Origin of the sequence: Barnesiella sp., assembly GCF_022723415.1 — a bacterium.
GTDB lineage: Bacteria > Bacteroidota > Bacteroidia > Bacteroidales > Barnesiellaceae > Barnesiella > Barnesiella intestinihominis.
Genome location: NZ_JAIJHU010000045.1, coordinates 1 through 13,519, shown reverse-complemented (window position 1 = coordinate 13,519; position 13,519 = coordinate 1). Strand labels below are relative to the sequence as shown.

At 44.2% G+C, this 13,519-nt stretch carries 11 protein-coding genes and 1 tRNA gene; 5 read left to right on the top strand and 7 right to left on the bottom strand.

What is annotated here, in order from left to right; translation table 11 throughout:
- Positions 1-101 precede the first annotated feature (101 nt).
- From QVD32_RS09760 to aroQ, 5 genes are read right to left on the bottom strand one after another with little or no spacing between them, the layout of a single operon-like run.
- Positions 102-1,343: an FtsX-like permease family protein gene (locus tag QVD32_RS09760; RefSeq protein ID WP_118687029.1), complete on the bottom strand. Its 1,242-nt coding sequence runs from the start codon at positions 1,341-1,343 to the stop codon at positions 102-104.
- A 9-nt stretch (positions 1,344-1,352) separates the two neighbouring features.
- The gene (gene rbfA, locus QVD32_RS09755; RefSeq protein WP_008863078.1) at positions 1,353-1,688 is read right to left on the bottom strand and encodes a 30S ribosome-binding factor RbfA; all 336 of its coding nucleotides are present in this window, start codon (positions 1,686-1,688) and stop codon (positions 1,353-1,355) included.
- A 51-nt stretch (positions 1,689-1,739) separates the two neighbouring features.
- On the bottom strand, positions 1,740-2,375 hold the full coding sequence (locus tag QVD32_RS09750; protein ID WP_021891687.1) for an O-methyltransferase: 636 nt from the start codon (positions 2,373-2,375) through the stop codon (positions 1,740-1,742).
- A complete protein-coding gene (gene pyk / locus QVD32_RS09745; RefSeq protein ID WP_118687030.1) occupies positions 2,372-3,835 on the bottom strand; it encodes a pyruvate kinase in 1,464 nt (487 codons plus the stop codon). The genes QVD32_RS09750 and pyk overlap by 4 nt, the downstream gene beginning before the upstream one ends.
- A gap of 11 nt (positions 3,836-3,846) precedes the next feature.
- Complete coding sequence (aroQ, locus tag QVD32_RS09740) at positions 3,847-4,272, bottom strand: type II 3-dehydroquinate dehydratase (RefSeq protein WP_008863081.1); 426 nt, start codon at positions 4,270-4,272, stop codon at positions 3,847-3,849.
- Positions 4,273-4,453: 181 nt separating this feature from the next.
- On the opposite strand from aroQ, the gene xerD reads away from it, so the two are divergent.
- From xerD to QVD32_RS09720, 4 genes are all read left to right on the top strand, one after another.
- A complete protein-coding gene (gene xerD, locus QVD32_RS09735) occupies positions 4,454-5,365 on the top strand; it encodes a site-specific tyrosine recombinase XerD (protein WP_008863082.1) in 912 nt (303 codons plus the stop codon).
- 163 nt (positions 5,366-5,528) lie between these two features.
- Positions 5,529-7,211 (top strand): hypothetical protein, encoded by a 1,683-nt coding sequence (locus QVD32_RS09730; protein WP_021891684.1) that lies wholly within the window; start codon positions 5,529-5,531, stop codon positions 7,209-7,211.
- A gap of 166 nt (positions 7,212-7,377) precedes the next feature.
- Complete coding sequence (locus tag QVD32_RS09725) at positions 7,378-9,825, top strand: YfhO family protein (protein ID WP_021891683.1); 2,448 nt, start codon at positions 7,378-7,380, stop codon at positions 9,823-9,825.
- 10 nt (positions 9,826-9,835) lie between these two features.
- Positions 9,836-10,561: an O-methyltransferase gene (locus tag QVD32_RS09720; RefSeq protein WP_008863085.1), complete on the top strand. Its 726-nt coding sequence runs from the start codon at positions 9,836-9,838 to the stop codon at positions 10,559-10,561.
- Positions 10,562-10,652: 91 nt separating this feature from the next.
- Here QVD32_RS09720 and QVD32_RS09715 read toward each other — a convergent pair whose 3' ends face one another.
- Together QVD32_RS09715 and QVD32_RS09710 are read right to left on the bottom strand one after the other, a co-directional pair.
- The gene (locus QVD32_RS09715) at positions 10,653-11,576 is read right to left on the bottom strand and encodes a bifunctional riboflavin kinase/FAD synthetase (RefSeq protein ID WP_021891681.1); all 924 of its coding nucleotides are present in this window, start codon (positions 11,574-11,576) and stop codon (positions 10,653-10,655) included.
- On the bottom strand, positions 11,566-12,210 hold the full coding sequence (locus QVD32_RS09710) for an HAD family hydrolase (RefSeq protein ID WP_118687031.1): 645 nt from the start codon (positions 12,208-12,210) through the stop codon (positions 11,566-11,568). Before QVD32_RS09710 ends, QVD32_RS09715 begins: the two co-directional genes overlap by 11 nt.
- A 568-nt stretch (positions 12,211-12,778) precedes the next feature.
- Here QVD32_RS09710 and QVD32_RS09705 point away from each other — a divergent pair.
- A tRNA-Ile gene (locus QVD32_RS09705) sits at positions 12,779-12,852 on the top strand.
- The last annotated feature ends 667 nt before the right edge of the window (positions 12,853-13,519 follow it).

Sequence of the window (13,519 nt, the reverse complement as noted above, 5' to 3'; positions counted from 1 at the left end):
CAGTGCCCTTAAAAAGCGTAGGCATTGGTTTTAATGAATCTTCCGTCGGTCATCATAAGATGAGATAGGGCGGGTGACATGCAATGACGGAGCGTGGTAGGTTATTGTTCGTTTTGTTTGGCTGTCAGAAGTCTTTTTCTCAGAAATTTGGCCGGATACCAAGCGGTCACGAATCCCAGAATGAGGACGATGGCTGTGACTGCCAGCGTGTCGAGGAGTTCCAGCTTTACCGGATAGGCGTCGGTAATAAACACGCCTTCGGAACTGCCCAATTTCAGTATTCCGTATTCTTGTTGCAGATAGCAGAGTATGACTCCCAAGATGAGTCCCGAACCAGCCCCGATAGCCGAAATGAGCCACCCTTCGACAAGGAAGATTTTAGAAATGAGTCTGTCGTCGGCTCCGAGGTTTTGTAGTGTATCTATATCCCGTTTTTTGTCGATAATAAGCATCGACAAGGCTCCGATTACGTTGAATGTGGCAATCATCAGAATGAACGATAAAATAAGAAATGTGATCCATTTCTCTATTTGCACCCATTTGTACCAGTCGTTTTGTTGTATGTGGGTCGCTACCCGATAAGCGTCACCGAGGTGCTCTCTCAATTTTTTCGCAAATTCGTTTTCATTTGTCGTTGGAGTGAGGCGTAGCTCGATAGCGGTCGCTTCGGTAGTGTAACTGAACATCTCGCGAGCCGTCGACAAGGGTATGATGGCGAGCTGGTCGTCATAGATGGCTTGGTTGGCGCAGAATGTCGATGAGACGAAAATACGTCTCCCGTTGAACGACTGTGACGGATTGGTCAGATTGACTTTTCCCAACCGATTGGGAGCGTACAATTCTACCGGATAAGGGGAGTTGGCGACAACGCCGAGTTGTCCAGCTACGCCGATACCTAATGATACGTAGTCGATTCTGCCGTCGTTGAGTTGGAACGTTCCGCTCGTGACAATGTCTTGTATGTGGGAAAGCTCTGTATAATTGTCGGGTACGCCTTTCACTAAAACAGGCCGTTGCCGGTCTTTGTATATACAGAGGGCGTTTTCTTCGATGACGGGTGTGAATGTTTTCACTTCGTTCCATTCGGCGATTTGCTCGATAGTCTCTTCTTCGGTGTCAAGAGTTTTGCCTTGCAACGGAGTTATTTTTATCTGCGGGTCTATTTGGGAGTAGAGCGATCCTATCAGCTCCGTAAATCCGTTGTAGACCGATAGCGTGCAGACGAGAGCCAACGTAGTGATAGCCACCCCGCATACCGAGACAATCGATATGGCATTGATGGCGCTATGCGATTTTTTTGAAAACAAGTAACGCCATGCTATTTTCCGGGCGAGGCGGTTCATAGGGAGCGTTTACTTTTTCAGTAGAGAATCTATGTTTTCGATGTAGTCGAGCGAATCGTCAAGGAAAAACGACAGTTCGGGAGTCTTTCTCAACTGGTAACGTACCCGCTGTGAAAGCTCGTACCGAATGGTTTTCGTATTGGCATTGATGTTTTCTATCATTTCTGCGCTCTTTTCCGGCGGGAAAATACTCAGGTAGGCTTTTGCCGTACTCAGGTCGGGACTTACCCGCACTACGCTTACCGATATGATTATCCCATGTGTTTTACGGGTTTCTGCCAAGAATATGTCGCTCAATTCTTTTTGGAGCAGTCGGCTTATTTTGTTTTGTCTGGTTGTTTCCATAATAGGTGGTTTTAATAAATAACAAAGTTTTACCTCGTATATCCGGCGAAATTATGGTTTTTTCCATAAGATCGTGAGTCCGTCTCGTAAGGGAAGTATAATTTTTTCTACCCGATTGTCGGTCGCGACGAAGTCGTTGAACCGTTCTATTCCTATGGTTTGGGCATCGCGGCTGTTCGGGTCGGTTACGACTTTCCCGTCCCATAGGGTATTGTCGGCAAGAATGAATCCTTCCGGTCGCACCTTCGGCAATACGAGCTCGTAATATTTCAAGTAATCCCTTTTGTTGGCATCGATAAACACGATGTCATACGTGTCGGTTAGTGTCGGAATGATGTCCGAAGCATCGCCTATAATCAATTTTATCCGGTCGCGTAGCGGGGATTTATCGAAATAACTGCGGGTGAAATCTTCTATCTCGTCGTCGATCTCTATGGTGTGTACTTCGCCGCCCTCGGTCAGTCCTTCGGCCAAGCACAAGGCCGAATATCCGGTGAAGGTTCCCAGTTCCAATATTCTGTGCGGCCGGATCATGCGGCAGAACATTTTGAGAATCCTCCCTTGCAGATGACCCGATACCATGCGCGGGCGCAAGTGGTAGAGATGGGTGTTTCTGTCGAGAGAAGCGAGCAGCTCGTCTTCCTTGTCGATGTGGGTCAATATGTATTCTTCCAGTTCGGGCGTCATGCTTCGGTATCTTCCATGTTGGGTAGCGTATAGTGGTCGAAGTTATCGAGAACTTCTCCCACTCGATTGATTTCTAAGAACGTCGTTCCTTTTCCTTCACCGAATCCGCCGCCCAGATAGGCGATTAAATCGTCTCGGTTTATCAGGTGTTGTTCCATGAGATGGTTTAGCCCGTTGAACAAATATTCGCGGGAAGTACGGGTTCGTTCCTGATATAACGGAAAGACGCCGTATGAGAGGGCCAGTAACCGTATTGTCCGCTCGTAATAGCAAATCGCCAATACCGGGTATCTGCCGCGAAAGGCAGCGACATAACGAGCGGTTCGCCCTGTGTAGCTGTCGGTAACGATAGCTTTCGTGCCCAATTTGTTAAACGTTTTTACGGCTTGTTTGGCAAGGAACGAAGTGACATCGGGGTCGTCGGTCGAAACTACCCGAATGTTGTTTTCCGTGAGTTTGTTGTTTTCGGCCTCTTCGGCTACACGGGCCATAGTCGCCACCGCTTCGACAGGGTATTTCCCATAAGCCGTTTCACCGCTGAGCATAAGCGCGTCGGTATGTTGATAAATGGCATTGGCTATGTCGGTAACTTCGGCACGGGTAGGTCGGGGATTTTTTATCATCGAGTGCAACATTTGTGTCGCTACGATTACCGGTTTCTTGGCCTGTATACATTTTTTAATCAGTCGAGCCTGTATGCCGGGGATTTTTTCTTGGGGAACTTCTATTCCCAAATCGCCTCGCGCGACCATTACCCCATAGGCGGCTTCGAGTATCTCGTCGATATTATCCACACCCTCTTGATTCTCTATCTTGGCGATAATCTTGATGGGGCTTTTGTACTCGTCGAGGATAGCCTGTATATCGAGAACATCTTGTTTGCTGCGTACGAACGAGTGAGCGATGAAGTCGATATTTTGTTTAATGGCATAGTGGATATTGCGAATGTCTTTTTCCGTGAGAGAAGGTAGGTTAATCCGTACTCCCGGGACGTTTACGCTTTTGCGTGCACCCAGTTCTCCGTTGTTGAGTGATTCGCACAGCAAATCGTCGTTCTCTTTTTTTCGCACGACAAATTCGAGCTCTCCGTCATCGATAAGTATGTGGCTGCCTATGGAAAGGTCCTCTGCAAAACGGGGATAACTCACCCCGATATATCCGTTGCCGGTCAATGTTCCTTCTTTTCCCGTGATGCGAACGATGTCGCCCGTCGAAAACAAAATGTTTGAATCCCCCGACAATGCGGTAGTACGCACTTCGGGTCCTTTTGTATCCATTAAAATGGCTATTTTGTTCGAAACGGCACGCACGTTGTCGATGATTTTTTGAAATCCTTCTTCTTGCAAATGGGCCGAATTCATACGCACCACATTCATGCCGCTTTCGTATAGCTGCTTGATAAAATTGACGTCGCAACGAGCGTCGGAAATGGTGGCTACTATTTTGGTATATTTGGACATATATGATTAATTTATCGTTCGTTTTCAGTTAGAGCTTCTATGGCGAGCCGGTATGAGTCGAGTCCGAATCCGATGATCGACCCCTTCGCTGCGGCGGCTATCATTGATGTGTGTCGATACTCTTCCCTGGCATGTATATTGGAAATGTGCACCTCTATAACGGGGGCGGGTACTGCTCGTATGGCATCGCCGATTGCAATAGACGTGTGTGTGTATGCACCGGCGTTAAGGACAATGCCGTCGCAGGAAAAACCGGCTTCTTGAATTTTTCCGATGAGTTCGCCCTCTATGTTGGATTGATAGTATGCAATGTGGTGTTGGGCATAACGTTGCTGCAATTCACAGAGATAATCTTCGAAACTTTTTTCTCCGTAAATGCTTTTTTCTCTCTTCCCCAAAAGGTTAAGATTCGGCCCGTTAATAATAAGAATATCCATAAATCACTATCTTTGTAAGGAGAAATACATGTTTCGTATTCTCTTCGATTTTGCCTATTTTCATCAAGATACGGAATAGTCTGCCATTAGCGTAGCTTTGTTTTGTATAAAAGCTCAAAAAACTACTCCTGAATTTAGTGCAAAATTACAGAAAAAAAATGAGATATCGGATAAAAAGAAAATGGCATTAGTTGATACGGATAATTTGTTAAAACGTTTTAGTCGTTATTTGAGACTGGAACGAGGGCTTTCGGAGAATACGATAGCCGGTTATATGTCCGATGTAGAAAAGCTGGTTGACTTTATCGACTCGGAAAATTTGGATTGGAGAACCGTTACAGGAGCCGATTTGCATCAGTTTGTCGCTACATTACAAGATTTGGGTATCGGTGCACGGTCGCAGGCTCGTATTATTTCGGGGATAAAATCTTTTTTCAATTTTTTGAGAATGGAGAAATGCATCGATACGAATCCTTCGGAATTGATAGAGACTCCTAAATTGGGTATGAAATTGCCCGACGTGTTGACAGTAGAGGAGGTGGACGAGCTAGTCAATTCGTTCGACCTGTCGAAACCGGAAGAACGCCGCAATCGAGCGATTGTAGAAACATTGTATAGTTGTGGCCTTCGTGTTTCCGAATTGGTGGGGCTTCGTATGTCCAACCTCTATTTTAACGACGGTTATATCATCGTGGAAGGTAAGGGTAAAAAGCAGAGGTTGGTTCCTATTTCAGAGAAAGCGATTAAAGAAATTCGTCCTTATATAGATGATCGGCTATCCCTCGATATAAAGCGGGGCAACGAGAATATTTTGTTTCTGAATCGCCGGGGGACACAACTCACCAGAGTAATGATCTTCTATATTATCAAGAGGGCTTGTGAAAGATGTGGCATTCGTAAGAAAGTCAGTCCGCACACGTTGCGGCATACATTTGCTACCCATCTGTTGGAAGGAGGAGCCAATTTACGGGCAATACAACAGATGTTGGGCCATGAAAGTATCACTACGACAGAAATATATACTCATCTCGACCGGCAGTTTTTACGACAAGAGATATTGCAACACCACCCCAGAAATAAGAAAACCTTATAAATTATGAAGGTTAGATAAAAAAATTTGTATAAAAATAGTGGGAGTGTTCTATTTTTGTTTATTTTTGCCTTAAATATTAACCGCAATAGGAGTATTTTGTTTTTAAACAGTTGACTATAAAAGTAATATTTCAAAAAATAAGTGTAACCAAACAATTATTATTATGATTAAGAAAATCTATCTTCCTCTAATGCTTCTCATGACACTGGCATTTGTAGGGTGTAACAAAGACATGAAGCCGTTATCGGCCGATTATTTTACGGTAACCCCTTCTCCTCTTGAAGTAGTGGGCGGTCAAGTTCCTGCAACGGTTACTGGAACTTTCCCTGAAAAATATTTCGATAAGAAATCGGTTGTAACCGTAACTCCGTATTTGGTTTATGCCGATGGTGAAACTGCCGGAACTCCGTTTGTTTATCAAGGTGAAAAAGTAGAAGGTAACGACCAAGCCATTTCTTATAAAATGGGTGGTGTTGTTTCAATGCCGGTTAATTTCAAATACATTCCTGCTATGCGGAAATCGGAATTGCAATTGGCATTTAAGGTACAAAGAGGCAAAAAAACGTATGACCTTCCTCGTGTAACTGTTGCAGAAGGCGTTATTTCTACGGCCGAGATCGCTAACGCACAAGAGTTGAATCCTGCTATTACGCCCGATAAGTTCCAACGTATCATAGAAGAAAAATATTCTGCCGACATTATGTTCCTTATTCAACAAGCCAACTTGCGTTCTGAGCAATTGAAATCGGAACAAATGAACGCTTTGCACAATGAAATCAAAGCTGCTACCGAAGCTCCTAATAAGGAATTGACCAATATCAATGTCGCTTCTTACGCTTCTCCCGATGGTGGTGTTAAGTTGAATACGACTTTGGCCGAAAACCGTGAGAAAAATACGGTTAACTATATGAAGAAGAGCTTGAAGAAAGGTAAAATCGATGCCGATATGACTGCCGAATTTACAGCTCAAGACTGGGAAGGTTTCAAAGAATTGGTTTCGAAATCGAATATCCAAGACAAAGAACTTATTTTGAATGTTCTTTCAATGTATTCCGATCCTGAACAACGCGAACGTGAAATTAAGAACATGTCTTCTGTGTTCAAAGTATTGGCCGAAGAAATTCTTCCCCAATTGCGTTATTCGAGAATCACAGCTTCTGTAAACGTTATCGGTAAATCTGACGAAGAAATTTCGAAATTGGCTAAGGAAGATGCCAAAGCTCTTTCTGTTGACGAATTACTTTATGCTGCTACTTTGGTAAAGACCAATAAAGAAAAAGCCGCTATTTATGCAAAAGTCGTTGAAATCTATCCTAATGATTATCGCGGATACAACAACTTGGGTATGGTTCAATACGAAGAAGGCGATTTGGCTGCTGCTCAAAACAACTTTGCAAAAGCTGCCCGCATTGCTCCTAATACTCCCGAAGTTGCTATGAATCAAGGCTTGATCAGCTTGGCTAATAACGACTATGCTAAGGCAGAACAAGCATTTGGTAAATCTGCTGGTGTAGAAGAATTGAACGAAGCATTGGGTGTATTCTACATGAAGAAAGGCGACTATAACGCAGCTGTTAAAGCATTCGGCGATGTTAAATCCAACAATGCTGCTTTGGCTCAAATCTTGACGAAAGATTACAGCAAAGCAAAAGCTACTTTGGCCGGTGTTGAAGCTCCTAATGCCAATACATACTATTTGATGGCTGTTTTGGGTGCTCGTACCAACAACGAACAAATGGTTGTTTCCAACTTGAAGAAATCTATCAGCATGGATTCTTCGAAAGCCCAACAAGCTGCTACCGATCTTGAATTTGCAAAATTCGATATCGCTTCGCTTGTGAAATAAGATAGAAGATAAGTCTTTATTAATAGAGCCGGAGTTGCCCAGTGCAGCTCCGGCTCTATTAATAAAGGAATAGAAGATAAACGTTTTTGTTTCAGATTGTTCTTCTTGAAGTGGGATTATTTCGGTTAAACTCGTACATTTGCACAGAATATACAGATTTGGAGAAATGAAAAACCATAGGAATTTTTGGGCATTATTGCCGGTATTGGTGTTTGTATTATTATCGTTCGTTTATTTTTGTCCCGATGTAATCGAAGGGAAAATATTGTTTCAACATGACACCCAACAAGGTTTAGCTATCGGGCATGAGGCGAAAACGTATGCCGAAGAGACCGGAGAAATGCCTCGTTGGACGGGTACGGTATTCTCCGGTATGCCCACGTTCCAAATAGCTCCGAGCTATGCGAGCAATGAACCGTTGAAAGGATTGCAAAAGATCTACAACTTGTGGCTGGTTTCGCCGGTGTCTTTGCTGTTTATCATGATGTTGGGCTTTTATATCCTTATGTTGTCGCTGAATGTCCGTTGGTATCTGGCAGCCTTTGGGGCGATAGCCTATGCGTTTTCTTCCTATTTTTTCATTATTATCGCGGCGGGGCACATTTGGAAGTTTATTACTTTGGCTTATATCCCGCCGACGATCGCCGGTATCGTGCTGGCCTATCGGGGTAAATATCTGTTGGGTGGAGCATTGGCTGCTCTGTTCGGGGCATTGCAAATCATGTCGAACCATGTGCAAATGTCCTATTATTTTTTGTTTGTTATCTTTGCCGTAGTAATTGCCTATGCGGTAGAACATTATCGTTCGCATACGTTGCCTCGCTTTTTCAAAGCCACCGGAGTATTGGTTGTCGCCGCTTTATTGGCTGTCGGAGCGAATGCCTCGAATCTGTATCATACCTATAAGTATTCGAAGGAATCCATGCGAGGTGGACATACCGAGCTGACATCGCAAGACAATTCCCAAGAAAATACGGGCAGCGGATTGGATAAGGATTATATTACTCAATGGAGTTATGGCAAGATGGAGACGCTTACCTTGCTTATTCCCGACAGTAAGGGAGGGGCCAGTGGACTGCTTTCCGAGAACGAGCATGCGACGAAGGCTGCCGATCCTCAAATCCGTCCTTATTTGTCTCAGGTCGACCGATACTGGGGTGACCAGCCTTTCACGTCCGGGCCCGTTTACGTGGGTGCGTTGATTTTCTTTTTGTTCGTATTGGGGTGTTTTATCGTTCGTACTCCGTTGAAATGGGCATTGCTCGCAGTAACTATATTGACCGTTATGCTGTCATGGGGGAAGAATATGATGTGGTTTACCGACTGGTTTATCGATTATTTCCCCATGTATAACCGGTTCCGTACCGTTTCGAGTATTTTGGTCGTTGCCGAGTTTTGTATGCCTCTGCTCGCTGTGTTGGCATTGAAAAAGATATTCGACGATCCCTCGATTCTTAAAAGAGAAAAATGGTCGTTCTATTTGAGTGGCGGTATAGTGGGGGGGATTACCTTATTGGCGGCCTTGTTCCCCGGTTTGTTCGATGATTTCTTGAAAGATTATGAATTGGAGGCTATACAGCAACCCGGTTATGGAGAGTTATTCGCCGGGATAGCCGAGGCTCGACGAGCTATATTTACGGCCGATGCATGGCGTTCGTTCGTTATTGTTGCATTGGGCTTTGTCGCTTTGTGGCTTTTGAGGGAGAAGAAGTTGGGTTCGACTGTGGCAATGGTTGCGTTGGTCGTAATTCTTATCGGCGATATGTATCCGGTCAATAAACGTTATCTCAATAGCGGTAACTTCGTGACTGCTGCCCGGAAAACCAATCCTTTCCCCATGACCGAGGCCGATCGTTATATCTTGCAAGACAAAGATATGAATTACAGAGTATTGAATGCTGCTGCGGGACCAACTTTGGAGGCAAGTTTCAACGAGCCTCGTACTTCGTATTATCATAAATCGGTGGGAGGATACCATGCCGCCAAGTTGCGTCGTTATCAAGACTTGATAAAGCATCAGTTGGAGAATGCCAATCCTGCGGTATTGAATATGTTGAACACCCGTTATATTATCCAACCTCTCGAAAACGGAAAAGAGACGGTGGTACGCAATCCCGGAGCTTTGGGGAACGCATGGTTCGTCTCGGAAGTGAAATGGGTTGATAATGCCGATGCCGAGATGGAGGCGATTACCGATTTCGATCCGTCGTTTACGGCGGTGGCCGATCGTAAATTCAAGAATGAAATCGGTGAGAAAATCATTCCTCCGGTTGCTGGTGACACGATTTATGAGACGGCATACAAACCAGACGAGTTGACTTATCGTTACCAATCCCGAAATGGTGGATTGGCTGTTTTCTCAGAGATATATTTCCCGTGGGGCTGGCAAGTGACAGTCGATGGGAAACCGGTCGATATGGCGAGGGTGAATTATGTGCTGCGGGCGGTAAATCTTCCCGCCGGAGACCACGAAGTCATTTTCCGTTTCGACCCGCAATCGGTTCATACGACCGAAGCGGTTGCCTATGTTTCTTTGTTCCTTATCTTGGGAGCATTTGTAGTGGTGGGGCTTGGAGCGTGGAAAAAGCGTAACGATTTGTCTGTGGAAGATTAGGAATACCGTCATGCAAAAAAAGTTCTGGAAGGATTATACGTCGCCGATGAGTCGCATGCGTCAAGCATGGGGATTCGGTATCCATTCTCCTTTTGCGTTTAGACTTATTACGAAGGTCATACGGGAGAAAGCGAGGTACTATGCCTATGATGACATAGAGGCGATTTGTCACGAGCATGTGGACGATAGTCTTTCGCATCGACAGAAACATTTGCGGAAGCGGATTTCGACAAGCCGAGGAAGGCTTTTTTTTCGATTGACCAACTTCTTTCGTCCGGATAACATTCTCGAAATAGGAACTTCATGGGGAATTTCGACTCTCTATTTGAGATTGGCGGGAAGACAATCTGAGATTACGGTTGTAGAACCGTTGCCCGAGATTCATGATTTTGCCGAGAGCCTTTTTGCCGAGGTTGGAGAGAAGGCCGATTTCGTTCGGGAAGAATATGCTACGTTTCTCTTGGACTATTTTCGACAAACACCCGAGCGTCTGTATATTGTCGTGAATCGTTTGCCCAAGCCGTATTATCGGGCATTGCCCGATTTGCTTGCCCCTGTTTTGGATATGCATGCGTTGTTGATAATAGATGGTATCCGCAGTAATAGCGAAGTGAAATCGTGGTGGGAAAAGCTCGTTAAAGACGAGCGTGTGAGGGTAACTGTCGATATGAAGAATGTCGGTTTGGTGTGTTGTGATCCTAAACTGAATAAACAAGATTATCAAGTCTCGTTATAGCGATTTCAGGTTTCGAGATAAAATAGATAGAAGTTGGAATAAATTTGAATTTATTCTCTGCGTTGCGAATCGCCGGAAGTGAGTGAGGAAATTACTCGGATAAGATTTTGCGGATAGTTTCTTTATCTTTAACTAATTGTGACTGTAAGGCCTTTATATCGGCGAATGTTTTCTCCGTGCGTACATATTCGATAAGTTCGACAGATAAGGTCTTGCCGTATAAATCTTCCGAGAAATCAAAAATATTCACCTCTATGCTATAATCGTTCGGGCGGTTTAGTGTCGGCCGATGTCCTATATTAAGCATGCCTCCGTAATGTTTGCCGTCTGGTATCCCGATTCGTACGGCATAAACTCCATTTGCAGGAATCAGTTTGTCCGGGTAGTCGATATTTAAATTAGCCGTGGGAAATCCTATTTTCCTTCCGACCTGAAAACCTTTTACCACATTCCCGTGCAACGTATAAGGATATGAAAGTAATCGGTTGGCGGTGCAAACATCGCCTTGCAAAAGATATTTTCGGATAATCGAAGAGCTTACTGGCCCGAGGTCTGTCACAAATTCAGGGGCATGGATTATTTCTATCCCTAAGTCCTTGCCATATTTGACGTACTCTTCGAAACCCTCGGCCCGGTTATGCCCGAAACGATGGTCATAGCCGATGATAAGCCCTTTTATACAGTATCGGTTTGACAGGATTTTCAAGAAATCGTACGCCGATAATAAGGACATTTCGGGTGTGAAGTCAAGAAAAATAGTTCGATCTATCCCGGTTTTTCGCAACAGCTCGGCTCGTTCTTCGGGCGATGTCAGCATGCGAAAAGGTATTTCGGGGTGAAGTACCTGCTGCGGGTGTGTGCGAAATGAGATGACTGCCGACGATAAGTTTCTCATAGCCGCTTCTTCTTTTACTTTTTCGATAACGGCTCGATGCCCCGTATGCACACCGTCGAATACGCCGAGTGCTGCAAAAGCGGCTTGATCGTTTGTGATACCTTTATATTCAGAAGTCATCTATCGATTGGGTATTGAAAAATGTTACTATATCCCTGTCGGGTGTTACGAGAAAAGTCTTGAATCCGAGGCTGGCCGCAGCATCTAAATTTTTTTGAGAATCATCGAAAAATAAAGTCTCTTGCGGAACGATACGGGATAGTTTGATCACTTTTTTGAAAATAGCGATGTCCGGTTTACAAGATTTTAATCGGTAGGATAAATAAACGTCGTCGAAATAATCGGTTATCGATAATCCCTCTTGTGCGAAGCACTCGGCTATTTTGGTATCGAACATGATAGGATTCGTGTTGCTCAACATCATAACGTTGAACCGCTGTCTCAATTTCCGTAATAGAGTCAAACGGTCGAGGGGAATCCCGATTAAAAGTTCGTTAAGGGCATGGACGATTTCCTCGTCCGAGACGGCTTTCCCTATCTTTTGGCGCATGCGCTTGAGAAAGTCGCTTGGAGATATTTTCCCCTCTTCCAAATCCATGAGTGTTCCCCGTTGGACGGATAGGTCCAGCATTTCGTCGGCTTTTTCATCGCCTAATGCCGTTAAAGCATCGACACAACGTTGCCGGTCGAGATTTATAATAACTCCACCTAAATCGAATAATAAATTCCGGATACCCGCCAAAGACGTATTCATAAATACAGTTTTAAGTGCAGCGAAAATAGGGCGAACCGAAGGTAAAATAAATTTGCTTGATTACATTTGGGCGTTACCTATTCTCGCATTTTATGCAAAAGTAGTGAATTTTGTGCGGTATTCTGGCTGCATAGAAAAATTTTTAGAAGCTGTTTTAAATTTATTCCGAGACAGATTGAGCCCTATGTTGAAGCAGATTGGAGTCCGAGATACGCAGTCAATAGCCCGCTATTGACAAAAATCAAGGGATTCAAGATGCGAGACAAGAGCTCAATATGGCCGGAACATACCTACTTGCAATGATAATATTATTTCTCAATAAAGTTAAAACAGCTTCTTAGTTGACAGAAGCATGACGGTCGATGGTACAACCGTATCGAGCAGACGAGAAATGCTTGTACAATTTTTGTTTATGCTGTTTCATGGAAAGGCGAGGTATATCGGGGTACGATAGGGAAGGGGCGATTTCAGCCGTCTTTTATATTCCCTTTGAAGAAAAATAAAAAAATATTTTGGGGTTTCTTTGAAAACATCTATCTTTGCACACGCTTACGGAAATATCCGTGCCGGTCCTATAGCTCAGTTGGTTAGAGCATCTGACTCATAATCAGGGGGTCCTTGGTTCAAGCCCAAGTGGGACCACATAAAGCAGATTGCAAGAAAATTGTAATCTGCTTTTTTTGTTTGTCCCGATAGAAAAAATCTTATATTGAGCCAGTAGATTTTTAGGCTCAGTAGATAATTCATGGGGATTGCTCGTTTTATATCTCTAACTCCTCAATCAAAGATTATATAATATCTTCTCAACTCCTCCGTCACTTCGTGACACCTCCCCTATATGGCTAACGCCACACTACGGAGCACGGCAGAGGAGGAGGCCGAACACGATCCATCTCATTGATAAATAGTGTGATAGAAGGGCATTAAACCTCCTCCTCTGTGTTTTGCAATGCAAAATATAGGGGAGGTGTCACGAAGTGACGGAGGGGTTAGAAAATACCCGCAGTGAAAGTAATAAAATCAACTCTCCTCCCTTGCCGTGCTCCGTAGCATTACGAGGTGTTTCCGTTTTCATAAGGGAATATAGAGAGAATGCCTATGAGACGAGGGGATTAACCCTTACAGCTAAAAATCTTATGAAATCTTTTCAACCCTTCTCCTCAGAAACTATTGTTTCTTCGGTATCTCTTCTCTATATTGCGTCACAACGTCCTGTAAGGCTACGGTACACGGCAGAGGAGAAGAGTAGATACAATCCCCTCTCATTCGCTAACATTCAGGGCTATCCCCATGAATTTTCTACTGAACC